This window comes from Winogradskyella sp. ABM4_392, assembly GCF_056160445.1.
Map to the genome: position 1 here is coordinate 543,510 of NZ_JBSWXE010000001.1, position 25,932 is coordinate 569,441.

The 25,932-nt window shown below is 35.1% G+C and carries 24 protein-coding genes; 2 read left to right on the forward strand and 22 right to left on the reverse strand.

Going from position 1 to position 25,932, the window contains the following annotated elements; translation table 11 throughout:
- Positions 1–18 precede the first annotated feature (18 nt).
- The 3 genes from ACXAFS_RS02285 to ACXAFS_RS02295 form a co-directional block, all read right to left on the reverse strand.
- A complete protein-coding gene (locus ACXAFS_RS02285; protein ID WP_475305025.1) occupies positions 19–930 on the reverse strand; it encodes a PorP/SprF family type IX secretion system membrane protein in 912 nt (303 codons plus the stop codon).
- A 28-nt stretch (positions 931–958) separates the two neighbouring features.
- Positions 959–6,670, reverse strand: a complete 5,712-nt coding sequence (locus tag ACXAFS_RS02290; protein WP_475305027.1) for a fibronectin type III domain-containing protein — start codon at positions 6,668–6,670, stop codon at positions 959–961.
- A gap of 210 nt (positions 6,671–6,880) precedes the next feature.
- Positions 6,881–7,831 carry an endonuclease/exonuclease/phosphatase family protein gene (locus ACXAFS_RS02295; protein WP_475305029.1) on the reverse strand — a complete coding sequence of 317 codons (951 nt, stop codon included), beginning with the start codon at positions 7,829–7,831 and terminating at the stop codon, positions 6,881–6,883.
- Between the two features lie 72 nt (positions 7,832–7,903).
- Here ACXAFS_RS02295 and hflX point away from each other — a divergent pair, with 72 nt between their 5' ends.
- Positions 7,904–9,115: a GTPase HflX gene (gene hflX, locus ACXAFS_RS02300; protein WP_475305030.1), complete on the forward strand. Its 1,212-nt coding sequence runs from the start codon at positions 7,904–7,906 to the stop codon at positions 9,113–9,115.
- Between the two features lie 53 nt (positions 9,116–9,168).
- On the opposite strand, the gene ACXAFS_RS02305 is transcribed toward hflX, so the two are convergent.
- From ACXAFS_RS02305 to ACXAFS_RS02385, 17 genes are all read right to left on the reverse strand, one after another.
- Positions 9,169–10,077 carry a DUF3078 domain-containing protein gene (locus ACXAFS_RS02305; protein ID WP_475305031.1) on the reverse strand — a complete coding sequence of 303 codons (909 nt, stop codon included), beginning with the start codon at positions 10,075–10,077 and terminating at the stop codon, positions 9,169–9,171.
- A 126-nt stretch (positions 10,078–10,203) separates the two neighbouring features.
- On the reverse strand, positions 10,204–10,713 hold the full coding sequence (locus tag ACXAFS_RS02310; protein ID WP_475305032.1) for a DUF2480 family protein: 510 nt from the start codon (positions 10,711–10,713) through the stop codon (positions 10,204–10,206).
- A 3-nt stretch (positions 10,714–10,716) separates the two neighbouring features.
- Positions 10,717–12,156, reverse strand: coding sequence for a hydroxymethylglutaryl-CoA synthase family protein (locus ACXAFS_RS02315; protein WP_475305034.1), 1,440 nt, complete (start codon positions 12,154–12,156; stop codon positions 10,717–10,719).
- 10 nt (positions 12,157–12,166) lie between these two features.
- The gene (locus ACXAFS_RS02320; protein ID WP_243473520.1) at positions 12,167–12,493 is read right to left on the reverse strand and encodes a DUF59 domain-containing protein; all 327 of its coding nucleotides are present in this window, start codon (positions 12,491–12,493) and stop codon (positions 12,167–12,169) included.
- A 2-nt stretch (positions 12,494–12,495) separates the two neighbouring features.
- The gene (locus ACXAFS_RS02325) at positions 12,496–12,918 is read right to left on the reverse strand and encodes a SufE family protein (protein ID WP_475305035.1); all 423 of its coding nucleotides are present in this window, start codon (positions 12,916–12,918) and stop codon (positions 12,496–12,498) included.
- 35 nt (positions 12,919–12,953) lie between these two features.
- Entirely contained in the window at positions 12,954–13,481 is a 528-nt protein-coding gene (locus tag ACXAFS_RS02330; RefSeq protein ID WP_475305036.1) for a hypothetical protein, read from the reverse strand.
- A gap of 87 nt (positions 13,482–13,568) precedes the next feature.
- A complete protein-coding gene (locus ACXAFS_RS02335; RefSeq protein WP_475305037.1) occupies positions 13,569–14,807 on the reverse strand; it encodes an aminotransferase class V-fold PLP-dependent enzyme in 1,239 nt (412 codons plus the stop codon).
- Complete coding sequence (gene sufD / locus ACXAFS_RS02340) at positions 14,808–16,121, reverse strand: Fe-S cluster assembly protein SufD (RefSeq protein WP_475305038.1); 1,314 nt, start codon at positions 16,119–16,121, stop codon at positions 14,808–14,810.
- A gap of 12 nt (positions 16,122–16,133) precedes the next feature.
- On the reverse strand, positions 16,134–16,886 hold the full coding sequence (gene sufC, locus ACXAFS_RS02345) for a Fe-S cluster assembly ATPase SufC (protein WP_475305039.1): 753 nt from the start codon (positions 16,884–16,886) through the stop codon (positions 16,134–16,136).
- A gap of 4 nt (positions 16,887–16,890) precedes the next feature.
- Positions 16,891–17,307: a hypothetical protein gene (locus ACXAFS_RS02350; RefSeq protein ID WP_475305040.1), complete on the reverse strand. Its 417-nt coding sequence runs from the start codon at positions 17,305–17,307 to the stop codon at positions 16,891–16,893.
- Positions 17,308–17,311: 4 nt separating this feature from the next.
- Entirely contained in the window at positions 17,312–18,760 is a 1,449-nt protein-coding gene (sufB, locus tag ACXAFS_RS02355) for a Fe-S cluster assembly protein SufB (RefSeq protein ID WP_475305041.1), read from the reverse strand.
- A gap of 9 nt (positions 18,761–18,769) precedes the next feature.
- Entirely contained in the window at positions 18,770–19,099 is a 330-nt protein-coding gene (locus ACXAFS_RS02360; protein WP_475305042.1) for a HesB/IscA family protein, read from the reverse strand.
- Between the two features lie 111 nt (positions 19,100–19,210).
- Positions 19,211–19,447 carry a hypothetical protein gene (locus ACXAFS_RS02365; RefSeq protein WP_475305043.1) on the reverse strand — a complete coding sequence of 79 codons (237 nt, stop codon included), beginning with the start codon at positions 19,445–19,447 and terminating at the stop codon, positions 19,211–19,213.
- 107 nt (positions 19,448–19,554) lie between these two features.
- A complete protein-coding gene (locus tag ACXAFS_RS02370) occupies positions 19,555–20,607 on the reverse strand; it encodes a cytochrome-c peroxidase (protein ID WP_475305044.1) in 1,053 nt (350 codons plus the stop codon).
- A 9-nt stretch (positions 20,608–20,616) separates the two neighbouring features.
- The gene (locus ACXAFS_RS02375) at positions 20,617–21,387 is read right to left on the reverse strand and encodes an MbnP family protein (protein ID WP_475305046.1); all 771 of its coding nucleotides are present in this window, start codon (positions 21,385–21,387) and stop codon (positions 20,617–20,619) included.
- 13 nt (positions 21,388–21,400) lie between these two features.
- Positions 21,401–22,723 (reverse strand): hypothetical protein, encoded by a 1,323-nt coding sequence (locus tag ACXAFS_RS02380; RefSeq protein WP_475305047.1) that lies wholly within the window; start codon positions 22,721–22,723, stop codon positions 21,401–21,403.
- Between the two features lie 5 nt (positions 22,724–22,728).
- Positions 22,729–24,183 (reverse strand): choice-of-anchor B family protein, encoded by a 1,455-nt coding sequence (locus ACXAFS_RS02385; RefSeq protein ID WP_475305049.1) that lies wholly within the window; start codon positions 24,181–24,183, stop codon positions 22,729–22,731.
- A 108-nt stretch (positions 24,184–24,291) separates the two neighbouring features.
- On the opposite strand from ACXAFS_RS02385, the gene thiL reads away from it, so the two are divergent.
- Positions 24,292–25,344: a thiamine-phosphate kinase gene (gene thiL, locus ACXAFS_RS02390; protein ID WP_475305051.1), complete on the forward strand. Its 1,053-nt coding sequence runs from the start codon at positions 24,292–24,294 to the stop codon at positions 25,342–25,344.
- Here thiL and ACXAFS_RS02395 read toward each other — a convergent pair.
- Both ACXAFS_RS02395 and ACXAFS_RS02400 read right to left on the reverse strand, forming a co-directional pair.
- Positions 25,328–25,558 carry a hypothetical protein gene (locus ACXAFS_RS02395; protein WP_475305052.1) on the reverse strand — a complete coding sequence of 77 codons (231 nt, stop codon included), beginning with the start codon at positions 25,556–25,558 and terminating at the stop codon, positions 25,328–25,330. The genes thiL and ACXAFS_RS02395 overlap by 17 nt on opposite strands.
- A gap of 86 nt (positions 25,559–25,644) precedes the next feature.
- The gene (locus ACXAFS_RS02400) at positions 25,645–25,887 is read right to left on the reverse strand and encodes a hypothetical protein (RefSeq protein WP_475305053.1); all 243 of its coding nucleotides are present in this window, start codon (positions 25,885–25,887) and stop codon (positions 25,645–25,647) included.
- Between the last annotated feature and the right edge of the window lie 45 nt (positions 25,888–25,932).

Here is a 25,932-nt window from a genome sequence, read left to right on the forward strand (position 1 = left end):
ATTGTTTAGCTTAACTGATTAAAAGTATCTAGGTGAACGAGAAACACGTTTTGGGAAATTAAGATCGAATAACAACATAACTTCGTGCGAAGCGGGTGCAAATGCTTTTATATCTGAAGAAACAGCATCATAAGCATAGCCCACTCTAAACGATGGTGATAATGCAAAATTAACTAAACCTGAAAACGAATCATCTAATCTGTAAGAAGCACCAATTTCAAATTTCTTGAAGAACCTAGCATTTAGGTTTACATCAAAAGAAGTTGGAGCATCAAAAGCAGATTTTACCATGAAAGAAGGCTTTAATTCTGTATTTGGTGATAAATCGAAAACATAACCACCAGTTAAGAAATAGTGCTGCGTTTCAGAACCTATTTTGTTTCCATTAGAATCTAAATGTATAGATGATAACATATTAGGTACCGATAATGACAAGTAATACTTGTTTGTATAGTAAAAGAAACCAGCACCAATGTTTGGTGTAGTTTCGTTTATCTGCATCCCAAAGAAAGGGTCACCTGCATCAATAACATCTACATTTCCAGTAGTAAGATTTATATCATGAAAAGTAGCACCTGCTTTAACACCAAATGCTAGACGGTGTTCACCACCTAATTTTAAGGTATAAGATAAATCAACATAAGCATTGGTTTCTTTTACAGGTCCTATTTGATCTGCAATTAAAGATACACCTAAGCCTAGATTGTTTCCTATTGGTGAGTGTCCAAAAAATGTTCCAGTTTCAGGACCACCATCTATTTTAGTCCACTGATTTCTGTATAATAATCCAAACGAGAGGTTTTCTCTAGAACCAGCATAAGCTGGATTCATAATATTCATATTATACATGTACTGCGTGTACTGTGGATCTTGTTGCCCATACATTTGAAATGCAAGGAGCAAAACCGCTATTATCGTGAGTTTTTTCATTATAATTTAAGTTGATTCAGTTAGTTGATTATCTGTTTATATATACCCATGCGCTCTTTTGTTTCGCACCACCTTCGTAAATAACCGTATAGAAATACGTTCCTACTGGTAGCTCCTCACCATCGTTAGTTTGACCTTCCCACTCATCTACGTAATTAGTCTTAGAATACACAAGTGTTCCGTTTCTATTAAAGATTTCAAGCTTAACAACGTCAAAACTACTTAAGTCAAAACGGTCATTTAGCCCAGGACTCACACCAGGTGATATACCTTCTGGGAAAATGCAAGACTCTAATTCTTCGACAAAAGTGGTTACTGTATTGGTACAACCTGTAGCATTAAAAGTAATTTCGGCAGAATAATCTCCTGAAACTAAAACAGTATCTAAAGTCAAACCACTAGCTCCTGCTATGACTACATCATCTAATAACCAAGTTACAGAAACATCAGAAGCAGTAAAGTTATCTGGAATAATGCCTATTGTAACTGGTACAGTAGCATTAGGACAAACTTCATACTCAAATTGTGGGTCAAAAGTAGCTTGTGGAACAGTGTTCACTATTAATTCGAATGAATTTACAACATAACAGTTAGGGAGTGTTGCATCTTCAACTCTCACATATATAGTTGTACTTCCTGAAGTATATAAACCAGGTAGTGCATCAACATTATTTTCAGCATCCTCTTGAGAACTGTGATAAGTAACGTTGTAGCTAGATGCGTCCTGAGAACCTAAAACAACACTAGTGTGTGCATCTAAATCAAAATCTGCCATATCGTCAACAAAACCATCTGAGTCATCACATTCCTCTATGTTTTGACTCGTCGCTGTTTGTGTTGGTGCATTTATAACAAGACTAAATGAAGCAATGTTATAACATCCTGTAGCATTATCTTCTAGACGAACGTAGATAGTTTCAGCGTTCATTCCGTTATATGGAGACGTTAGTTCTGCAGTATCATCTTCAGCGTCTTCCATACTTGCATGATAAGAAATTGTGTAGTCTGCTGCATTTAACCCGTTAAGAACGGCAACATTATTATCTGCCAACGAGAATTCAGCCATTGTATTAGCAGAACAAGTTTCTAGATCCATAGGCATGCCTATTGCAGGTGCAGGTTGTACAACCAATTCAACTTCTGATAGTTGTCTACAGCCTAGGAAGTTGTCGTCTTGAGCAACAACATCTTCTATCCTTATTATTAGTGTTTCTCCTGAAGACGTATAAGGCGATTGTACCGGATTAATTGCTTGATTAGCATCAGCAGTGCTAGTGTAATAACTTACAGCAAATTCTGAGCCTAAGCCTAAAGACGCTGTTAAGTCATCTAAGTCAAAAACTTCTGAACCATCAGCTTCTAGACCATCACAAACAGTAATATTTTGTGGATCTACAGTTGGTGATTCATCATATAATCTAATATCTACTAACGCAGAAAAATAAGTTTCACTTTGATCGCATATACCACCTAAAGCTTGAACTTGATAAGTTCCAGATTCTGTTACAGTCAAGGTAGGTTGGTTATAATCAGGAATAATAAAACCATCTTGATACCATCTGTACTCATCTATATTATAAACAGTACTAGCTGTTAATTCTACACTTTCAAAACCACAGAATTCAAAAGTTTCATCTGGTGTTAAAGGATCTTCAACATCGTCTTCAACATCAGTGCCTTCTAAAGCTAGAGTAACATCGCAAACAACATCACAACTCACACCATTAGCAGGACCTGTATCTTGAGTTAGAGTATAAGTACCTTCTTGCTGAGAGAAGTTAGTTATTAGTATAACATAGATTGAGTTTGCTGGAACATTTGTAAGTGTTATGGTCTCACTAGCAGTTGCAGAATAACTACAGTCTGCGATATTATCGGTCACTAAATCTACACAACCACCTTGTTGATCTACAAAAGGACCCCAAACTATAAAGTCTATATCTAAGCCTGTACCAGCATTATTTACTTGGTCTAAACTAAATTCATAATCACCAGCAAGATCAAATTGAATAGTATTCCATTGAGGATCAGGTTGAGAAAATAAACAGTCATAATCTAAATAAGGAGGTGCAACTTGGTCACCTACAATACTTGGATAATTGATACTTGGGTCAGGACAAATTGGTAATGCGTCTAAACAATACACTGGAGTACCTAATGTGCTAATACATAAATCGAATGTACTAGTCTCGCTAATACTGCCAGCAGAGAAAATTCTTAAGTAATACGTATTACCAACTACTAAAGAAGGAGTAAGACTGAACGTATCATCAGAACAGTAAATTTCTGTAAGGTTTCCACAATCACCTCCATAAAGAGCGTGGTCAATATTAGTAGTACCTCCTGTTATATTTTGTATATCAATAATTTGTTGTTCACCTAAAGCAGTAAACTCGAACCAGACATCATCATCAGGATCTCCTGAACAACTTCCACTTGGTACACCAGACGGTGTAGCAGCTAAAATAGTACCTGAATTTATTGTGTCACAACTTTCATCAGCATTAACAAATGCAACGGTTGCATCAACACATTCATCATTGTCTGGAGGACAAGCAAGAACTTCGTAAGAGTCACTACTTATAGTACAATTGTTATTTTGTTCATTAGCAACAAATACCTTAACAGAATTTCCAAAAGGGAATGGACCAGCTTGATAAATACCAGTAGCTAAAGCCTGTACTGTACCAGCGTCAAAATCATTTGAAATTTCTAAAGAAGTCGCATCACCCATACTAGTTACATCTACATCAATATAGAATTGGTCAGTAGCACAATCAGTGTTTACTGAGTAACTAGCTTCGGGTAACGTACAAGTTAGCTCTTGAATATTAACCGTAAAGTCTAAAGTAACGCCCCAAGTACCATTATAACATGGATTAGGTGGGTCTTGACCAGCATCAGCAGTACCAATACGCATTCTGTGAACACCAAGAGGTGCTGTTAATGGCATAACAAATGATGCATCTAATGTTGTTGGGTTTGCGTTAGTAGACTCGCCAGAAAAGACAAGTTCAGTAGCATTGTCAAAAACTAAATCATCATTAAAGTCTATCCAAATATTGGTATCATAAGTAAATCCAGTTGCAAAAGTAACCTCAACATTAGTTTCGACACCTTGGAATACATTTACAGTTGGCGAAGTTTGATCCTCGTAAGTAACATCACCTAAACTAGGGAAGTCTGTGAAGCCAATAGTTACATTTGTAACACCATCACCATCATTACTTGATGGTTCCGATTGACAATAACCAGTGTAGAATGAAGCAGGACCAGCAAAAGAACTTAAGTTTGTAGGATCACATTCTGCTTGAACATAAAAATCATAATCTGTATCAGAAGTTAAGCCTGTTAAAACATAAGGATTTGTAGTAACACCAGTAACTAAAGTACCTGTTCCAGGTGTAAATCCTGCAGGTCCATATTCAATATTCCAAGTTGTGGATGTACCTGTCTCTGTCCAACCTACTTCGGTAGAAGTTAAACTCAAGTTAGTTGAAGTTAAGTCGGTAGGTTCTGGACATGTAGGTATTCCTCTTACGCGGAAGTTGTCTACAAAAATGTCATTATCCTCAGGATCATCTACTGTACCTTCAGAACCTAAGATACCAAATTGTACAGTTTGACCAGCATATGCTTCTAGAGTAACTACCGGGTGTTCTCCAGTCGCAGGAACTACAGAAGTACTGTCGTATGTTAATAGAGGAGTCCAAGTGACTCCATTATCGTTAGTAATAAGTAGTTGAACAATATCATCTGACCCTAGCGTGCCTGCATTAGTAGAACTACCAAATTGCATAATTCCAAAATCAAATTCTACTTGGAAAGGTCCGCCAGTTAAATCAAACTGAGGTGATATAATCCAATCACTTTTTGTAGCAACCCAGAGGTTAATCTTATAAGCGCCATCAAAACCATTATTGAGGAAACCATCCGCACCCCATGAACCAGCGCCGAAATCACCAGGACCAGTAGTGGCATCACCACTATCGGCTTCATCCCAACAGTCTGGAATTATTGTGTCAAATTGTTCTAAGTAATCAGGAACATATACATCACAAAGCGTTTCGAATGTAAAAGGGCCAGTCCAACCACTCAATTCACTACCACAATTAGCTTGTACATAATAATCATAAGCTGTTACTGCGGTTAAACCTGAAACTGTATATGGATTTGTTACATCGCTATAAGTTGGGGTTCCTGTTGGAGCTGTTCCAGATGTAACAATTTCTATATTCCATGTTGCTACTGTACCATCTTGAGTCCAACTTAATTCGGCACTATTAGAAGTAATAGCATTGGCTGTTAACGAAGCAGGATTAAAACAAGAAGGAGCTTCATCAAACGTTACATCATCTATAGCGATATCATCATAAAAATCTCCAGTGACTATTTCTGAAAATATAAAACGGGCTTGTACATCTCCGGTAATTGTTAATGTACTAAGGTCAATAACATTGAGCAGCCATCCACCTGTATTAGTGTTATAAGTAGCCATAAGGTTCCAAGCTGCACCATCCCAAATTTCAACATCAAGTTGACAGTTTGCGTTTCCTTCATTGTCACTTAGTTCATAGAAAGAAAGGGCAGGTGTTGTTAACCCAGACACATCTACTAATGGACTTGTCAAAGTTCTTACACCATCATTTCCAGATGAATCACACCAAGCAAAGTAGCCGTTAGTTGCTGTAGTACCAATTATAGTACCATTATCTCCAATATGGTTAAAGCCAGGGTCATTGTCAAAAAACCAGTCTTCACCACCATCCATGGACCAACATAGAGGAATTGTTCCTCCATTTTCAAAACCTTCAGTATATGGTGCAACAAAGGTGACACATTCTGTAGAAAAGGCAAATGGACCAACCCATGAACTTACATCTCCACCGCAGTCTGCCTGAATATAATAAACATAATTACTCGCTGGTGTTAATCCGGTAACTGTAAAAGGATTTGAATCAGCAGTATGCGTTGGAGTTTCAGTTTGTGCTGAGCCTTCGAGTACAACCTCGATATTCCAATCAGTGGAAGTTCCATTTTCTGTCCATGATAACGTAGCACTATCTGAATTTGTGCTTACTATTGCAAGATCAGAAGGTTCAGGGCAAGTAACCTCAAAAATATTTATATCATCAAAACCAAAACCTTCATCAGTTACAGAGCCATCAGAGCCAAATGCAATCCTGAAAATTACATTAGACTGACCACCTAAACCAGTAAGTGCATGTCTTGCTGTAACCCAAGCATTTGTTCCAGCTGCGCCAGTTCCAGACCAACCTTCTTGTTGACCACCTGGATTTCCATTAATGGTATCATCAGTATACCAGTTGTTAGGATCTCCATTAGCACCAACGTTAATCCATGTAGTACCACCATCTATTGAAGATTGAAGCACAGCACCATCCCAACTGAATTCGATATCATACCAAATGCTCAATTCAATTGAAGGAGCAGAAAGTGATGAGAAGTCAAAGACAGGACTAGTAACCCAAGAGTCTTCACCGGAATTGTAATTACCTGAGAGATTTGTTACCCAAGCATTTGTCCCAGAAGCAGCGCTGTTGATAATAGCGCCAGTTGGTGTGCCTAAAGCCCAAGTACCATTCGTAGTGTTTTCGGCCACCCAACCACCATCACCAGACTCAAAGTCCTCGGTGTATGGAAAAGTAGTTATTTGTGCTTGTAAACTTGTTATCGCAACAAATGAAAGCAGAAATAAAAATAGAGTAATCTTTTTCATTATTAATCGGTTTGTTAGAAATTATTTAACCCTTTATAATACGTTGATTATAAAGGATTTATTTTTTTTAATTTTTGTGAGGCTTGGGGAAGCATACAAGGACGTTGGTTAGTCGTTCTTTTTTGCCCACTCGAATATATAAAAAATGCCTATTAACGTGATGTTAACAATACTATAATAGATGAACGGCTTTATTTATCGACAAATGGTTTAAGGGGTTTTGAATTGTATATAAACAGGAAAATGATCGCTATATCCTCCTTTGTATTTTTTCCCAACATATGTCCTAAAAGGTTGCCCTTTATACTTACCATGATATTGGGTTACAAACTTAGAATTGAAAACATCTGCTTTGGTAAATTTTAAGTTGCTGCCATCTGGATCAAAAAAATTTCCGCTAATAAGTATTTGATCAAACATATTCCATTGAAAATTGTGATTTAGACTGCCTTTGTTATAAGAAAGTACGGTATTAAAAGGGTTATATAATTTGCTCTCTTCTTCTAACAAGTTAATACTACGGTCACCTGGGTTATCATTAAAGTCTCCCATCACAATGACCTTAGCATTATTATCATCTCTTTTAAGTTTCGCAATTATTGAATTTACTACTCTTGCGGCAGCAAGTCTTTTGTATTCTGTTTCTTTTTCCCCTTCTCTTCGAGAAGACCAATGATTTACTATTATGTGTATAGCTTCATCATTTAATTTTCCCTTAACCAATAATATATCTCTTGTATAATCTCTTTCGCCAGTTTCGGTTTGTAGGTATACTGAAAATGTTTCGGAATATTCTACTTCAAAAAGGTCGTCCTTATATAATAAAGCAACATCAATTCCGCGTTCATCAGAAGAATCATAATGGATGTAGCTGTATTTTTCTGAGATTAGATTTTCACTCCTTACCAAATCTGATAAAACTTTTTTGTTTTCAACTTCAGCTAAGCCTATAATTACTGGAGCTGTTGCTGCATTTTCTTCTCCAATTTTAGAAATAACACTTCCTATTTTTTTAAGCTTATTTTCATAACGCTTAGGTGTCCATCGCTTTGCAGAGGTTGGTAAAAAGTCATCATCATTTGTTAAAGGGTCATTTTCAATATCAAATAAATTTTCAATATTATAGAACGCTATAGTATGTGTAATAGAAGGTGTATTCATGGGATTAAATATAGGTTTTTAAAGTGCATAAAGAAAATGACATTTGTTTAACTTTGTACTTTGAATTTATTTATGCTAGAGAAAAAAGACATAGAACTAGAAAGTGTAGTACTTATAGGTATAATCACTCAAGATCAAAACGAAGAGCAATCTAAAGAATATTTAGACGAGCTTGAGTTTTTAACCTACACAGCAGGAGGAGATGTAGTAAAGCGTTTTACTCAGAAGATGACGATGCCTAATCCTAAGACCTTTATAGGTACAGGTAAGATGGAAGAGGTAATGAACTTTGTAAAAGAAAATGAAGTAGGTACTGTAATATTTGACGATGAGCTTTCACCAGCACAAGAACGCAACATCAGTAAAATACTGAATTGTAAAATTTTAGATAGAACCAATCTTATCTTAGACATTTTTGCTCAACGTGCCCAAACCAGTTACGCCAGAACTCAAGTAGAATTGGCGCAATGCGAATACTTACTACCGCGACTAAAAGGAATGTGGACTCACCTCGAAAGACAAAAAGGTGGTATTGGTATGCGTGGTCCTGGTGAAACTGAGATTGAAACGGATAGACGTATTGTACGCGATAAAATTGCGTTGCTAAAGGCCAAGATAAAAACCATTGATAAGCAAATGGCTGTTCAGCGTGGGAACAGAGGCAAGATGGTGCGTGTGGCTTTGGTAGGTTATACCAACGTAGGTAAATCTACTTTGATGAATGTTATTAGTAAAAGTGAAGTATTTGCAGAAAATAAGCTCTTCGCAACTTTAGATACTACTGTTAGAAAGGTGGTAATAGGAAACTTGCCATTTTTGGTAAGCGATACTGTAGGATTTATTAGAAAATTACCAACGCAACTAGTAGAATCTTTTAAAAGTACTTTAGATGAGGTAAGAGAAGCAGACTTGTTGCTTCACGTCGTAGATATTTCGCATTCTAATTTTGAAGAACATATAGAATCAGTAAATCAGATTTTAGATGAAATTGAAAGCAAAGACAAGCCGACCATAATGGTTTTTAATAAAATTGATGCTTACGAGCCTGAACCTTTTGATGAAGAGGATTTAACTGAAGAACGCACGAAAGCAAATTACTCTATTGAGGAATGGAAAAGAACCTGGATGTCTAGAATAGGTGATAACGCACTTTTCATCTCAGCGTTGAATAAAGAAAATATGGATGAATTTAGAAAACGTGTTTACCAAGAGGTAAGAGAAATTCATGTTACACGTTTCCCATACAATCATTTTCTATATCCTGATGTTGAAGATATTTCATAAAAAAAGCCCTTCAGTTTGTGAAGGGCTTTTTTATGTTTTAAAAAATCTACTATTTAGAATTTGTAGCTTAAACCAATCGTGTAATAAGATTGCAAATCGTTATCAGCATCTTCTAATGCCACACCTTGGAAGTTAGCGGCTTCTTGCTTATTGCTTCTTAAAGCAAAATCAAAACCAACACCAATCATTTTCCATAATGTGTAGCTAAAAGAGTTAGTCCATGTCCAGTTAGATAAGTCGCTAGACTTGTAACTTTGGAATGTAGAAAGATTAGATTTAAATGCAACAGCACCAATTTGTCTAGTATAATCTGCTACAATTTTTGCACCAGCAGAAGACTCAAATACAGCATCGTTATCAGCAAATACAAAGTTGTAGTTTAATGGATGAATAACTACGATTAAATTTTCAATCGGAGTCCAAGTAGCACCAACACCTAAATCTAAGTAACCAGGGTCGTTAAAGTTGTTTAGTAACGTTGTTCTGTATTCACCTAATCCAGAAATAGCCCACTTTTCACTTAATTTACGACCATAAAGAGAAGATAAGTTGAAAACATCTGTTGTTGGCTCAAAGTCATCACTGTCTAAGTCTGTGTCTTTGTTGTCTAATTTTACCCAAGCAAGATTAGTTGTTAAAGAGTTTCTCCAAAAATATTTGTCTTCAATTTTGTTAGCGAATGCATTAAAAGTAATGCCAATATTTCCTGAAGAGTTGTTAGGTACACCTTGAGCATACCAATTGTTAAAGTTAGATAAGCTACCACCAATAGTACCAAAAGCACCTACTCTCCAGCCTGGTAAAGCATCTATTTGTGCTTGTAACGCATTGGCTTCTGCTTGAAACTTGTCAGCCTCAGCTTGTTTTTCGGCTTTCTGAGCTTGTAACTCTTCTTTTGTTTGAGAAAAACCAAACGTAATTGCAAGCATTAAGATTGCTGATAAAAGTAATTTTCTGTTCATAATGAATTAAATTTTAATAATTTAAGTTGTAAATAATTTACAAATATACGTGTTTATTAATCTTTTAGACGATTTGTATCATCTAATCAATATTGATTAGACATCAAAAAAGACAATAAGTCACAATTATTTTTTTCTTTTAAAAAGAGGTACTGCAGAACATGCTTCGCCAAACATGATAGATTTGGCAAATGGTTTTAATTTTTGAGACAATAATATTAAAGCATTAGCAGGTACAGGTTTATTAGAGCAACCTTTAATTATAACAGGTAAATCTTTGTATGCCGAAACATCAAAATCTGAAATTATTTGAGAATATATAATTGACTCTAAATCATCCAATTTGCCAATGACAGTTAATTTTGAGAACCCTTCTAATTCTAGGGAAATAAGCATATATGCCCAATCTGGAACTATAGCATCTGTAGAGCAATATAATGCTACATAACAATCTTTATATTGAGACCAATCATATTCGGCTACATGTGCTCTGAATTCTTTCTCTCTGAGCACTAAACCTTCAAGCAACCAGTCCTTTATATCAAATAGAATTCGCTGTCCTTCTGGATAGAAATCTTCAAGGTCAATGACTTTTAGCTTACTGTTTGCAACTCTATTTATAATTTCTTCTGCCATAGATTATTTTACAGTGTAACGACGTAATCCGTAGTTTGTCTCATCTTGTTCTATAAAATCTAGAGAAATTTTACTTCCATTATGGATTGGGCTTTCAATTTTAGAACGATGAATGTTTTCATAAGTGGTTACATCTATAGAAGACCTTTGTTTTAAGGTTTCAAAAAGATTAATAGAAGCTAATTTTGATGTCCAATTCTCTTGAACAACTCCTTCAAAAACTTTTGATTTAGAGCCACTACCGTAGGCTATAAAGCCAATGGTTTTACCTGATAAATCTAATTTGTTGTCATAACTATCAGACAATAAACTCAAAAGTGACATAAAAATTGATGCCGTGTACATATTGCCAATTTCTGAAGAAGCTAGTTCTCCCTGAGCTATTTTAGAATTTACAAAATGGCTGTATAACTGAGATTTATAAGCTTTTTTAGACCATTCTTTTTTGTCTGAGTCCTCTAATCTCCCTATTTCATTTTCTAATTCTTCATAGGTGTTAGATGCTTTTAGCCATTTTAACCAATTATCAAAAATGATGCGTCTACCATGAAATGCATAAGGTAAATGAAATACTATTTTGTGCCAATCATTATTAAAAGCTATATCCTTCTGAGAGCTAAAATGGGTAAGTGCTTCCGTAATCCTATCGTTATAACAAGCATTAGAAAACTGACCATCAAAAACAGGTTCTTCTTTAAAAACTTCAACTATATCGCTACTATCAGACCAGAATTCTGAATCTGATGAAGCCATAAATTCATTTATCTTTTCATCGGAAGTATCAAGATTTAATTCCTTGAATACAGCTTTTAAAAGCTCTACTTTTTTAAAAGTTCTTCTTGGTTTAAAAAAGTCTCCTTCACTCTTTGAGGCGATTCCCCAAACAGTATTAATTTCTAATATTGAGGGATTATGACTAACCAATACAGCTACTGCACCAGCACCTTGGGTATACTCACCTGTAGAATTGATGTCGTACTTAGAAAGATCTGAAGCAATCACAACAGCTTTTCTATTAACATCTTGCTTAACCCAATCAATACTGTTGTGTAGGGCATCTACAGCACCAACACAAGCAAATGTCATGTCTAAAACATCGCAGTTTTTAAAACTACGCTCACCATATGTAGCTGCTAATTCGTTTTCAACAATTTCTACAGCATAGGTTGCAGTGGGTTTTGAACCGTCAATCGCACTTTCTGTCCCTAAATACACACGGCCAATCTCGTTTGGATCTATGTTATTTTGGGTTATTAAGTTGAGTAAAGCGTTAGCTGCAAAAGTAGCAGCATCTTCACCAACATTTGGCACTGCCATTTTTTGAAGACCTAAGCCCTTTTTTAATTTTTCTGCAGGAATTCCTCTAGCCTCAGCAAGATTATCCATAGAAACATATAGTTGTGGAACATAAAATGTTATTGCGTCAATTCCTGTATTGCTCATAATCTATAATTTATAACATCCCTAATTCTAACTTAGCCTCTTCGCTCATTAGGTCTTGAGACCACGGTGGGTCGAACGTAATTTCTACTTCGGCATCTTTGACCTCGTTTATAGATTTTACCTTTTCTTCAACTTCTAAAGGTAAAGTCTCAGCGACTGGACAATTTGGTGTAGTTAAAGTCATTAATATTTTTACCTCATAATCTTCGTTTACGAAAACATCATATATCAATCCTAATTCATAGATGTCTACAGGAATTTCTGGATCGTAAATTGTTTTTAAAACACGTACTATTTTATCTCCAAGTACATTAGTATCTATAGTTGATTCACTCATTTTTAATTCAACTGTGTTTGGTATGCTATTGCATACATTTTTAATTGTTTTATCATGCTAACCAATCCGTTAGCCCTTGTTGGCGACAAATGTTCTTTTAAGCCAATTTTATCAATAAAATCAGTATTGGCTTCAATGATATCTTTTGGATGTTGGTTAGAGAACGCTCTAATTAAAATAGCAATGATGCCCTTTGTAATAATAGCATCACTATCTGCTGTAAATTCTACCTTATCATCATTCATTTCAGCATGTACCCAAACCTTACTTTGGCAACCTTTTATAATGTGGTCATCGGTTTTGTATTGTTCTTCGATTAACGGAAGCGTTTTGCCTAAATCTATCATGTATTGATAGCGCTCTTCCCAATCCTCAAACATAGAAAACTCATCTATTATTTCATTTTGAATTTCTTCAATAGTCATAATCAAACTTATTTAAAAACAAAGTTACAAAATCACTATTGCTTAGTCGCATTTTCTGCCATAGATAACACTTTATTAACTAGTGTTTCTATTTCTTTTGGAGGATAACCATGGTCAAACGTAGGTGTCATCATCACAACATCACCCTTTACAACCGATAATGTAGCATGAGGTGCACCATCATGTAGGCGCTTTTGAGTTGGTGCTTCAAGTAAATCAAGATTTTCTACCACTGAATTACTAAGAAGTTCTTTAAGCTCTTTCCAGTCTTGCGGATTACACTCAAAGGTGTCTATTTCTTTTAAGCTTCGGTCTTTAGAAATTTTTATTTCAGATTTTGAAATCTCAATATGCTCAAACGAGCCTCTTGTAGACGTTTCATAAATAACCATGAATTTTTTATAATTATCCTGAACGATATCACTTTTAGAGTTTGAAGTTTCTCTACTTGGTTTTGAAGCTACTATTTGTTCTGCTTCATCAGAAGTAGAAATAGCCTCTTTTTTAGAATTGCAAGATCCTGTGAGTATAACTAATGTGAAAATGCTTAGTAAAAATTTCATAACTAAAAGTTTTATTTATGAAAGGTACACTTTTGATGCCAAACTCTCAATAATTAAGATTCAAGAATTTTTACCCTTGACTAAATGTTAAGATAACATCATTATGGCTTTCTTTAATGAGGCAATGAAAATATCTATTTCTTTTTTGGTATTATAAAACATAAAAGATGCTCTAATAGTACCAGGAATCTTATAAAAGTCCATTATCGGTTGAGCACAATGATGACCTGTACGTACGGCAATTCCCATTTTATCTAATATGGTACCGATATCGTAAGGGTGGATATTACCGACATTAAATGATATAACAGATGTTTTGTGTGTTGCAGTTCCGTAAATGGTTAAACCTTCAATCTTTTGAAGTTCTTCAGTCGCGTAAACCAAAAGTTCGTTTTCGTATTGCGCAATAGCATCAAAACCAATAGCATTCATATAATCTATTGCAGCACCAAAAGCTATTCCACCACAAACATTTGGAGTACCAGCTTCAAATTTGTGTGGCAAATCAGCATAGGTGGTTTTGTCAAAGGTTACTTCTGCTATCATTTCTCCTCCGCCTTGATAAGGAGGTAATTTCTTTAGCCATTCTTCTTTTCCATAAAGCATACCAACACCTGTTGGGCCACAAATCTTATGTGCTGAGCAAACGTAAAAATCAACATCTAAGGCTTGTACATCTGGTTTTATATGTGGACACGATTGTGCACCATCTACTAAAACAGCAGCACCAACGCTATGCGCCTTTTCTATAATAGTTTCAATTGGATTTATGGTTCCAAGTGCATTAGATATGTGGTTAACAAAAACGAGTTTTGTGTTTTGGTTAAGTAAATTTTCAAACTCAGATAGTATCAGCTCTCCATTGGTATTCATTGGTATCACTCTTAGAGTAGCTCCAGTTCTTTTACAGAGCATTTGCCAAGGGACAATATTACTATGATGTTCTAAAGCTGAAACAATGATTTCATCTCCTTTTTTTAAAATTGAAGAAAAACCATTTGCAACCAAGTTAATGCCATGAGTAGTACCTGAGGTAAAAATAATCTCATAAGCTTTAGCAGCATTAAAGTGTTTTTGGATTTTTATACGTGCTTGTTCATAAGCATCTGTAGCTTCTTGGCTTAACACATGAACACCTCTATGTATATTGGCATTGTAATTAGAGTAATAATCTACAATAACATCAATAACTTGCTGAGGTGTTTGCGATGTTGCAGCATTATCAAAATAAATCAAAGGCTTGCCATTAACATCTCTTTTAAGAATAGGAAAATCCTCTCTTATTTGTTGTACATTGAAAGTGGTATGGCTTAGGGCTTCGCTCATTTATAAATCAAAACCAATATTTACACCTAATTTATTGGCAATAATCTTAGTAATTCTACTTTTAATTTCAGGGATTTTTACCGAATCTAAAACGTTATTACTAAAGGCAAACATTAGCAATCCTCTGGCTTCCTTTTCTGGAATACCACGAGAACGTAAATAGAACATTGCACTTTCGTCTAACTGACCAATGGTACAACCGTGAGAACATTTAACGTCATCAGCAAAAATCTCTAGTTGAGGTTTTGTATTTATTGAAGCTTTATCGCTTAATAATATGTTGTTGTTGGCTTGAAAAGCATCTGTTTTTTGTGCTTCTTTTTCAACCAAAACCTTACCGTTAAACACACCTGTTGCACTATCACCAAAAATACCTTTGTAATCTTGATGACTCTCACAATTTGGCTCAATATGGTGTACTAGAGTATTATGATCTACATGTTGTTTGTTGCCAATAATGGTAATACCTTTCATGGTAGAGTCTATACGCTCTCCATTTTGATAGAAGTTTAGATTGTTTCTTGTAATTTTTCCACCAAAAGAAAAGGTATGTACTTTGGCTAAACTCTCTTGCTTCTGATTGATAAATGTATTGTCAATCAAAGAAGCAGTTTCTCTATCGTTCTGAATTTTGTAGTAATCTACAATAGCACGCTTATTGGTGAAAATCTCGGTTACAGAGTTGGTTAAAACAGGATTGTCTGTTAAACTCTGGTGACGTTCTATTATTTGTACATGCGAATTTTCATCTACAACAATTAAGTTCCTTGGCTGAAGCATTAGCGCAGCTTCATTACCTGTAGAAAAATGTAAAATCTGAATTGGCTTTTCAACCAGTTTGTTTTTAGGGATATGAATATAAGCTCCTTCTGCAGAGAATGCTGTGTTTAAAGACGATAATCCATCTTTTGATGCAATCTTATTGAAATAGTTTTCAATAACCAATCTGTATTTTGGTTTTGTAAGTGCAGCAGACATTAAGCAAACATCTATACCGTCATGTGTGGTTTGCGATAAGTGCGAAGAATACTTGCCATCAATAAAAACAATCTTGTAAGAATCTATATCGTGAATAAAGTATTTCTTAACATCTTTAAAATCTAACGCATCTTCATGCTTAGGGAATACACTATAATCATGCTTTAAAATTGAATTTAAAGAGGTGTATTTCCAGGCTTCTTGACGCTTAGTAGGGAAACCTTCGTTTTCAAAATGCTTTATTGCTTCAGTTCTAATATCATGAACAGGCGAATCTACATCGACCATGTTTTCGAATGCCATGAAAGAAGATACTAACTTTTCTTTTAATTCCATTTTGCTTATAAATTAAGCGTTTACTTCTTCTTTAATCCAATCGTAACCCTTTGCTTCTAACTCGTGAGCTAATTCTTTAGAGCCAGATTTAACAATTTTACCATTATGTAATACGTGCACAAAATCTGGTACGATATAATCTAATAATCTTTGGTAGTGCGTAATAACGATAACAGCATTGTCCTTAGATTTTAATTTGTTAACACCATTAGCAACAATTCTAAGAGCATCAATATCTAAACCAGAATCTGTTTCATCAAGGATAGCTAGTTTAGGCTCTAACATTGCCATCTGAAAGATTTCGTTACGCTTTTTTTCACCACCAGAAAACCCTTCATTTAAAGAACGTGATAAAAATTTGCGATCTATTTCTAAAAGCTCAGACTTTTCGCGAATCATCTTCAACATTTCATTTGCTGGCATGTCTTCCAATCCTTTAGCTTTGCGAGTTTCGTTAATAGCAGTTTTCATAAAATTAGTTACACTAACTCCAGGAATTTCTACAGGATATTGAAATGAAAGAAAAATTCCTTTGTGTGCACGTTCTTCAGCAGCAAGTTCATCTATGTTTTCGCCTTCAAGTAAAATCTCACCTTCATCAACCTCATATTCTTCTTTACCAGCTATAACTGAAGCTAAAGTACTTTTACCAGAACCATTAGGTCCCATAATAGCATGTACTTCGCCAGGTTTAACTTCTAGGTTAATACCTTTTAATATAGCTTTATCTTCTACGCTTGCGTGTAAGTTGTTTATCTTTAACATTGTCTTAGTTTGATAATTTTATAACGTCTTCTTTTTTAGGGTTTGGTTTTTCAACCTTTAGTATATCCTTAATTTCTAAGGTATATTCCCATTCAATTTTTGGGTTTGTATTTTTAGCTTTTTTAACTCTAACCGTAACAGGAACAGAGGTGTATTTGTGCTCTTTAAATGGTTTTACCTTTTCATTTAGTTGATGCATGTTATCATCCACAACAACTGCGTAAATGGTTCCGTTTGGTGACTCAAAAACAGCAGCATTTTGGTCAGCATCGTAAACAAATTCACCTTTCATGGTTATGTAACCATCATTTTGGTCGTATGATTTTCCTCTGTTTTCTTCTAAATTAGCTTCTTGTTTGTTTTCGTCTTTACAACTCACAAAACTCATTATAGCCAATAAAATGATTGCAATTTTTTTCATAGTCTTATCCTACTGAGCCTTCTAAACTAATTTCTAATAATTTTTGTGCTTCAACAGCAAATTCCATCGGAAGCTTATTAAGTACCTCTTTACTAAAACCATTAACAATTAAAGCAATTGCTTTTTCTGTATCAATACCACGTTGGTTACAGTAAAAAATCTGGTCTTCACCAATTTTACTAGTTGTTGCTTCGTGCTCTATTTGTGCAGTTTTATTTTTAGCTTCTATATACGGAAATGTGTGAGCGCCACACTCATTACCCATAAGCAAACTATCACACTGTGAGAAGTTACGAGCATTTTCTGCTCTTGGGCTTATTTGTACAAGTCCTCTGTATGAATTTTGAGATTTTCCGGCAGAGATCCCTTTTGAGATAATGGTCGACTTGGTGTTTTTACCTAAGTGAATCATTTTGGTACCTGTGTCTGCTTGCTGAAAATTATTGGTTACAGCAATGGAATAAAATTCACCAACAGAGTTATCTCCTTTAAGAACGCAACTTGGATATTTCCATGTCACAGCTGAACCTGTTTCTACTTGTGTCCAAGAGATTTTTGCATTTTTCTCACATAAACCACGTTTGGTTACAAAGTTGAAAACACCACCTTTGCCTTCAGCATTTCCTGGGAACCAGTTTTGTACTGTAGAGTATTTTATTTCAGCATCTTCTAAAGCAATTAATTCTACAACTGCTGCGTGTAACTGGTTTTCATCTCTACTTGGTGCTGTACAACCTTCAAGGTAACTTACATAACTTCCTTCGTCTGCAATAACAAGGGTTCTTTCAAACTGACCTGTACCTGCTTGGTTAATACGGAAATAGGTAGAAAGTTCCATTGGGCAACGTACTCCTTTTGGAATGTAGCAGAATGATCCATCACTAAATACAGCCGAATTTAAAGCTGCATAAAAATTATCTTTCTGTGGTACGACAGTACCAATATATTTTTTTACAAGTTCTGGATGCTCTTTGATAGCTTCAGAAATACTCATAAAGATGATTCCTTTTTCCGCTAGGGTTTCTTTAAAAGTTGTAGCTACAGAAACAGAATCAACAACCACATCCATAGCAACGCCAGCTAATTTCTTTTGCTCGTCTAGAGAAATGCCAAGCTTGTTAAAAGTTTCAAGAAGTTCTGGATCAACTTCATCTATACTGTTGTATTTCGGTTTTTTGCTTGGTGCCGAATAATATGATATTGCTTGAAAATCTGGCTTTTCATACTTTACATTAGCCCATTCTGGCTCTTCCATTTCTTGCCAAACCTTAAAAGCTTCAAGTCTCCACTCTGTCATCCATTCTGGTTCCTCTTTCTTTTGGGAGATAGCCCTAATAATATCTTCGTTTAGTCCATTAGGAAAAGTTTCAGATTCAATATCTGTGTAAAAACCGTATTCGTATTCTTTGGTTTTTAATTCTTCTCTTAAATCGTCTTCAGTATATTTACTCATTGCATTTTTTTATAAAGAAAATGATTCGCCACAACCGCATGTTCGGTTGGCATTTGGATTGTTAAACACAAATCCGGTTCCGTTTAATCCTCCTGAATATTCTAAAGTAGTACCGATTAGGTATAAAAAACTCTTTTTGTCAACAATAATCTTTACACCATTGTCTTCAAAGACTTTATCACCTTCAATTTGCTCTTTGTCAAATTTTAAATCATATGATAAACCAGAGCAACCACCACTTTTAACACCAACTCTAATGTAGTCGGTATCAGGATTGTAGCCGTCATCATTCATTAGCTCGACGACTTTTTTCTTAGCTTGTTCAGAAACTTTAATCATATATTAAAGCAGATTAATTCTAAATTGAATGCAAATATACGATTTAACTAAGGTTTAACCATATTTACTAACATTATATTAGCATATGATTTAATAGAGTTTTCCTATTGATTAAGAAAATTTAGGTTTGGAAATCTGAAGCTTAAGATGAAATAACTGTCTAAGTGTAGTCTGTATGTGCTTGTTGGATACGCTTAACTCTTCAAAATTACCACTGGCATCTGTTTTCACAACAGTGTTACAGTGAGAACATGTTAATTCAGCCGTTTGGTCAGAGTTTGTTTTGGATTTAACATAGTTATGACCAAACACAGCACAGGGCAATGCTTTGCTTGTAGTAGGTTTCATCTCATAAAATTTGGGACTGAAAATGTAAGTAAAATGAAGAGAATTAAGTGATTAAAGTCGCTATTTTTCGATGAAATGCACCCAAAAACAAGAATAAACCTACAATTTTAGTTTTGAAAATCAGGATTGTTTAAAAACGAAGGATCAGAAAGTGTTAGCAAAAATGCTTTTAAATCTGCTTTTTCTTGGGTAGTTAATTGAACACCTCCTTGAGCAATTTGTTTCATCAATGGGTCTATTGTTTGGGAGTTTTGAAGTCCTTCGCTGTAATGATTTATAACTTCATCTAATGTAGCAAATCTTCCATCGTGCATGTAAGGTGCAGTATATGCTAAATTTCTTAAAGAAGGGGAGCGAAATTTTCCATTATCATTAGGGTCGCCAGTAATAGCTCCTAATCCTAAATCTGTAAACGTTGTATCAAGTCCGTTGTTATGAAAATCATTATTGGTCCAGAGTGGATTATTAGGGTTACCATGGCAATGAAAACAATCTCCTTTATCTTCTCTTAAAAATATATCTAGACCATTCAGTTCTTGTGGAGTTAATGAAGCTTGACCTAGAGAGTACCTATCAAATTTAGAGTTAGCTGAAATTAAAGTACGCTCAAATTGTGCTATGGCCTTTGTAGTTAGTTCTTTGGTTATGGTTGAGGTGTTAAATGCTAATTGAAAAAGCTCAGGATACTCAGGGTGATTCTGTAATCGGTTAACAACATTGTTCCAATCACTATGCAATTCAATAGGGTTTTCTACTGGCTCTTCGGCTTGACGTTCAAGACTCAATGCAGATCCGTCCCAATTAAAGCGTTCTCCATAATTCCATGCCAAATTAAACAACGGCATAGCATTTCTAGGTCCTGAAATCCCATCTATACCTACACTTGTCTGTAAATTTTCGGCGAAAGCCTTTTGAGGTGAATGGCAAGATGCACAAGATTGAGTGCCATCTGCAGATAGAATTCTATCAAAAAAAAGCTTCTTGCCGAGTGCTATGCCTTCAATAGTTTGAGGGTTGTCTGAAGGAATTACAGGTGGAATAATATTGGCCGAAAATATTTCTGGTATTTCTAGAGGTGAAGGTGTAGGTTGGTAACCCGAATCGTCATCAGAACAACTAAAGCATAGTAAAACAACAATAAGGATTAGTCCTTTTTTCATAGTTATAGATTATTGAAACACCTCTCCTAAACTAAAAACATTTTGTCCGTTTTCATACATCATAATCTGTGCTGTAGAGTTTGGCATCAGCATTTGATTGTAAACATTCAAATCCCATAAATTCGGATTTTTAAACCATTCAGCAATATTCATTTTCACCTCAATTTCTACATCATTGTTAATATTTATAGCACCAAGATTTACGGTGAAAAAGGTGTCTTGTGGAAATGTAGGGTTGGGTCCGACATTATCAACAGCCCTTATAGCATGGTAGTTAAAACCTTGCTCTTCATTGTTGGAGTTAATGAATTTACCATCAAATTGCATATAATGGTAACCACCGCCCATCATCTCTGGCACATTAAAGGAAGTCGAATTTAAATCGGTGTAATTTTCGGCATTATCTTCATTATCTAAACCAAAAGTAAAAGACACATTTGTGTAATTACCAACAGGAATCTGAGTATCTGGAGTATATTCCATATTTACTTCATTTGTAAGATCTACTAGATTGTAAACATCGAGTTCAATTTCTTCGCCATTGGCTTTGGTGAATACTATATCAGAAATCACATAACGAAATCTTTCAAATCCAATACTTTCACCATTTGCATTTACATATTGTATAGGTCCGAAATTATAATCTCTAATGAGTGCTCCGTCCCAATTATGCGTAAACTTAAATGTAGTCGAAACCTCTGGTGTGCTATCTGAATCATCACTTGAGTTACATGAAATTAGAAACACTAGTGAGAACAAGAGAGAAACAAGTTTTTTCATTTATGTAATGTTTTTAATCAATTTTAATAATTAATAAATCTGTGAAGCCTTTGTTTTCTAAAATATCTCCATCAGAACTTGCCGTGTCTCCAACTGCGATTATTGAGCCATCTGTTAATTCGGCTATATCATAGGCAAAATCAATATTAGAGCCACCTATTGTTATCTCCCAAACTAAATTTCCCGTATCGTCTGTTTTTAAAATCCAGGCATCATTTTGTCCTTTATTTTCCGACACATCCATGTCACTACTTCGCGAACTACCTGAGAGTAAAAAGCTATTGTCTTGAGTACTCTTTATCGCTCTGGCAACATCAAAACTAGAGCCTCCTATGGTCTTTTCCCAAATGAGATTTCCTGAAGGTGATATCTTTATAAGCCATAAATCTGCTGCACCTTTATTTTGAGAGATGTTGTTATCATTGCTACGTGTGTCACCAGCAATGATGTAATTACCATCATCAGTTTTTGAGATGGCTCTAGCCTCATCTATTTGGGAGCCTCCAAAAGACTTCTCCCAAATTAAATCTCCAGATGCAGAAACCTTGATTACCCAGAAATCATAGGTGCCAACATTGCCAGAAATATCCGTGTCTTCACTGTCCGAACTTCCTGCAATTATAAAACCGTTATCATCGGTTTGAACAACACCATATGGTGTATCGGTAAAATTGCCACCAAAGTAACGACTCCATTCTAAGTTGCCAGAATTATTTAGCTTTAACACCCAATAATCTCCACCAGCATGTCTATTGGCTGTTCGTGACGAATTGCCTGCACCGCCAGAAGCGGTAACATCTAAAATACCAGTAATTAAAAAGCCTTGGTCAATAGTTTCAATCATAGAAATACCAGAATCTGCACCTTGGTAGCCAAATGATTTTTCCCATAAGATATTTCCGGTAGCGTCTAGTTTAACGATCCAATAATCTTGTAATCCAGCATTTTCAGTTGTATCTCCATCGGCACTAAAGCTATATCCTAAAATGGCATAACCACCATCTGAAGTTTGAATTATATCACTGCCTCTGTCATCTAAAGAGCCACCATAGGTTTTTTGCCACTCTAACTGATTGTTAGCGTCAAACTTTAAAACCCAATAATCAAAACTTTCGTCTTGCTTGTCGGTGATGTCGTTATCATTACTTTGTGTGTAACCTAAAATCGCATAACCTCCATCTGATGTTGCAGTAATTGATTGTGCACTATCGTTTTTGGAGCCTCCAATTGTTTTGACAAATGTTAATTGCCCATCGTTATTCGTAGATGAATTATCATCACTACTACAGTTTAATAATAGTAAAACCAAAAAACAATATGCGACTTTACTAAACATAAGTGTTAATTAGAAGGTCTTACAATAAATAAACCTCCATTAATGTCGCTTACGACAATATTACCGCTTTCAAAAAACGGATAGATATTCCATGCTCCATTAAAAGATGTATTGTCATCTGGAATGTAGGTGTCTATAAAACCAATTTCTGTCATCACGCCAGAGTCTAGATTAGAAATATCAATAGCTCTAAGACCTGCAGTATAATTAGCTACGTAAAACGTATTGCCAACTACATAGCCGTTGTGGTCTATTGCTACCGTAGGTCCGAAATATTCCATATGAAATAAGGGATTATCCAAGTCACTAAAATCAAAGACTATAGTTCTGGAATTAATACCAAAACTAATTTCATCAACTTCATCACCAAGTAAAAAATACACCATGTCTTCTGTAAACCAACCTTGATGAGCATATCCTAAATTACCATAATCTATTGTCGAAATTTGAACAGGGTTTGCTTTGTCGGTAACATCTACAATAACTACCTCATTCTCATTACTACCTATTAAAATTTCTCTATCTGTATAATCGGCATCTGGTCCGTTGTAAGTTATAACCTGAGCATCATGTGAGTATGCATCGTCAGCGTAGCCACCAGCTGCAATAGGCACTGTTGGGTTTTGAATATTCACAAAATGAGGCCCTCCATTAAAAGTGTCAGAACCTACAGCGTAGGCAAAGCCACTGTCTTCATTTATTACAATATTGTGAGCTCTGCCAAAACCATTGTAATTGGCATCTGCAGTAAAAGTTTCAGGTGGATTAGCAACATTTCTCAAACGTGTTAAATCAAAAACTTGCATTCCATGACCTGGTGCTTCACTCACAATAAATGCATGATTATTGTACACTTTTATATCTCTCCAAGGACTATTGGTTGTAGCTGTTGGTAAGGTTCCTAACAAAATTGGGTTTGATGGATTGGTAATATCAACAAAAGCAGCGTTGGTTGAGGTTCCCACTAAAGCATATTCGTTTCCGGTTTGAGGATCTGTCCAACCCCAAGAATCATTGCCTTCTGCACCATCTCCTCCCAAAACATCAATTGGAATCTGACTCATTAGATCAAATCCACTACATGGATGGCCGTTAGCTAATCCATTTTCACAAGGAAATTGCGGTAAAATAGTATTGCCATCACAGACGTCACCAATGCCATCATTGTCAGCATCTTCTTGAAGCGGATTTGAAGTCAAAGGGCAATTATCATCAATGTCTAAAATACCATCATTGTCATCATCTTCGTCACAAGCATCACCAAGACCATCACTATCAGTATCAAGTTGGTCTTCATTGGAAATTGTCGGACAATTGTCAGAACTATCTAAAATGGTATCGTTATCTGTATCTATATTGGTATTACCGTCATCATCGCCAGAACATCCCATAATCATTATAGATAAGGCAGTACATGTAAGAATTTGAAAGAAGTATCTTTTTAGGGCAAAAAAATTCATAACCTTTTTTTTAGCAATTTACAGTAAAATTTAAACATTGTTAAAATTACCAAATAAATAACGTCCATAGAACCTCTTTTATTTAAAAAAGCATAATATTTTTGCAGTATGATAGAAGATAAGAATCCTAAGAGAACACCATTGAGTGAGTTAGGTGAGTTTAAATTAATAGATCACTTAACAGAGCATTTTAAGATTAGTCAAAAATCTACTGTAAAAGGTATTGGAGATGATGCGGCAGTTTTAAGTTATGGAAAAAAACAAATAGTTGTATCTACAGATTTATTGGTGGAAGGAGTGCATTTTGATTTGAGTTATGTGCCTTTAAAACATTTAGGCTATAAAGCTGTAATGGTTAACCTGTCTGATGTATATGCTATGAATGCCAAAGCAACACAAATTACAGTATCTATAGCTGTGTCTAATCGTTTTCCATTAGAAGCTCTAGAGGAGTTGTATGCAGGTATTACTACAGCAGCAGAAATTTATAAAATTGATGTTGTTGGTGGAGATACAACGTCCTCAACATCTGGTTTAATTATTTCAGTTACAGCAATAGGTGAAGTAGATAAAGGAAACGAAGTATTACGTTCTGGTGCAAAACCAAATGATTTGTTGGTTGTAACAGGTGATATTGGTGGAGCTTATATGGGACTGCAAGTGTTAGAACGCGAAAAGGAGGTTTTTAAAGTGAACCCAAACTCTCAGCCAGATTTATCAATGTATACTTACATTGTTGAAAGACAATTAAAACCAGAAGCAAGGAAAGATATTATAGAGTTACTTCAGAAACTGGAGGTAAAACCAACAAGTATGATTGATATAAGTGATGGATTATCGTCTGAGGTTATTCATCTTTGCAAGCAAAGCAAGGTTGGTGTTGACATTTATGAAAATAAAATTCCGTTAGATCCACAAGTGATTTCTACATGTGAAGAATTTAACATAGATAGCACAACTGTAGCTTTAAATGGTGGTGAAGATTATGAATTGTTAATGACAATTTCGCAAGAAGATTATCCTAAGATAAAAGGAAATCCTAATCTAACAGTAATTGGATATATGACGGAGGAAGAAAGAGGAATGCACTTAATTACAAGGGCAGAGCAAAAAATACCGATTATTGCAAAAGGGTGGAATGCACTTAATAATCAACCATAAGAAGTTTCTGACTTCTTTCTAGACGCTTATTATGTACGCGGTTTAATACCGAATTAATTTCTTTGTGTTTTGGTGTTAGAGGAATGAATTTACCATTGCCATCAATAGTCATTTCAGCATTACAACGCTTACATTTATATTCTTTTACGTGATACGTTACTACTTTAGAGACTTCGTAATCATGTCCAATTAAGGAGCATAATACATTTTTCATTGTTGTGTACTTTTTCTTAGTTAAGGGATAAATTCAATTAAGGGATTTAAATATAAGAAAAAGAGTTATTCACAAGTTATCAACACTTAACAAATCGATGAATTGAGTGTTTTTCGCTTTAAACGCATCATCCGGTTATTGTAAATACGTTCTAATGCCGAATTTATTTCTTGATATTTTGGGGTTAGTTCAGTAAGCTTACCATTACTGTCTGTAGTAAGCTGTTTTTTGCAACATGAGCAGGTGTATTCCTTCACGTGGTTTGTCACTTTTTTTGTCATCTTGTAGTTATGACCGAAGAAATCACAATAGAGTTTGGTTGCTGACATAGTAGGTTAGGATTTAAGGTAAACTTTATTCGTTGGTTAAACTTA

What these genes read in the sequence shown, in the direction of transcription:
- ACXAFS_RS02285 (WP_475305025.1), bottom strand. Translation starts at nt 930, where the DNA reads ATGAAAAAACTCACGATAATAGCGGTTTTGCTCCTTGCATTTCAAATG.
- ACXAFS_RS02290 (WP_475305027.1), bottom strand. Translation starts at nt 6,670, where the DNA reads ATGAAAAAGATTACTCTATTTTTATTTCTGCTTTCATTTGTTGCGATA.
- ACXAFS_RS02295 (WP_475305029.1), bottom strand. Translation starts at nt 7,831, where the DNA reads ATGAATACACCTTCTATTACACATACTATAGCGTTCTATAATATTGAA.
- hflX (WP_475305030.1), top strand. Translation starts at nt 7,904, where the DNA reads ATGCTAGAGAAAAAAGACATAGAACTAGAAAGTGTAGTACTTATAGGT.
- ACXAFS_RS02305 (WP_475305031.1), bottom strand. Translation starts at nt 10,077, where the DNA reads ATGAACAGAAAATTACTTTTATCAGCAATCTTAATGCTTGCAATTACG.
- ACXAFS_RS02310 (WP_475305032.1), bottom strand. Translation starts at nt 10,713, where the DNA reads ATGGCAGAAGAAATTATAAATAGAGTTGCAAACAGTAAGCTAAAAGTC.
- ACXAFS_RS02315 (WP_475305034.1), bottom strand. Translation starts at nt 12,156, where the DNA reads ATGAGCAATACAGGAATTGACGCAATAACATTTTATGTTCCACAACTA.
- ACXAFS_RS02320 (WP_243473520.1), bottom strand. Translation starts at nt 12,493, where the DNA reads ATGAGTGAATCAACTATAGATACTAATGTACTTGGAGATAAAATAGTA.
- ACXAFS_RS02325 (WP_475305035.1), bottom strand. Translation starts at nt 12,918, where the DNA reads ATGACTATTGAAGAAATTCAAAATGAAATAATAGATGAGTTTTCTATG.
- ACXAFS_RS02330 (WP_475305036.1), bottom strand. Translation starts at nt 13,481, where the DNA reads ATGAAATTTTTACTAAGCATTTTCACATTAGTTATACTCACAGGATCT.
- ACXAFS_RS02335 (WP_475305037.1), bottom strand. Translation starts at nt 14,807, where the DNA reads ATGAGCGAAGCCCTAAGCCATACCACTTTCAATGTACAACAAATAAGA.
- sufD (WP_475305038.1), bottom strand. Translation starts at nt 16,121, where the DNA reads ATGGAATTAAAAGAAAAGTTAGTATCTTCTTTCATGGCATTCGAAAAC.
- sufC (WP_475305039.1), bottom strand. Translation starts at nt 16,886, where the DNA reads ATGTTAAAGATAAACAACTTACACGCAAGCGTAGAAGATAAAGCTATA.
- ACXAFS_RS02350 (WP_475305040.1), bottom strand. Translation starts at nt 17,307, where the DNA reads ATGAAAAAAATTGCAATCATTTTATTGGCTATAATGAGTTTTGTGAGT.
- sufB (WP_475305041.1), bottom strand. Translation starts at nt 18,760, where the DNA reads ATGAGTAAATATACTGAAGACGATTTAAGAGAAGAATTAAAAACCAAA.
- ACXAFS_RS02360 (WP_475305042.1), bottom strand. Translation starts at nt 19,099, where the DNA reads ATGATTAAAGTTTCTGAACAAGCTAAGAAAAAAGTCGTCGAGCTAATG.
- ACXAFS_RS02365 (WP_475305043.1), bottom strand. Translation starts at nt 19,447, where the DNA reads ATGAAACCTACTACAAGCAAAGCATTGCCCTGTGCTGTGTTTGGTCAT.
- ACXAFS_RS02370 (WP_475305044.1), bottom strand. Translation starts at nt 20,607, where the DNA reads ATGAAAAAAGGACTAATCCTTATTGTTGTTTTACTATGCTTTAGTTGT.
- ACXAFS_RS02375 (WP_475305046.1), bottom strand. Translation starts at nt 21,387, where the DNA reads ATGAAAAAACTTGTTTCTCTCTTGTTCTCACTAGTGTTTCTAATTTCA.
- ACXAFS_RS02380 (WP_475305047.1), bottom strand. Translation starts at nt 22,723, where the DNA reads ATGTTTAGTAAAGTCGCATATTGTTTTTTGGTTTTACTATTATTAAAC.
- ACXAFS_RS02385 (WP_475305049.1), bottom strand. Translation starts at nt 24,183, where the DNA reads ATGAATTTTTTTGCCCTAAAAAGATACTTCTTTCAAATTCTTACATGT.
- thiL (WP_475305051.1), top strand. Translation starts at nt 24,292, where the DNA reads ATGATAGAAGATAAGAATCCTAAGAGAACACCATTGAGTGAGTTAGGT.
- ACXAFS_RS02395 (WP_475305052.1), bottom strand. Translation starts at nt 25,558, where the DNA reads ATGAAAAATGTATTATGCTCCTTAATTGGACATGATTACGAAGTCTCT.
- ACXAFS_RS02400 (WP_475305053.1), bottom strand. Translation starts at nt 25,887, where the DNA reads ATGTCAGCAACCAAACTCTATTGTGATTTCTTCGGTCATAACTACAAG.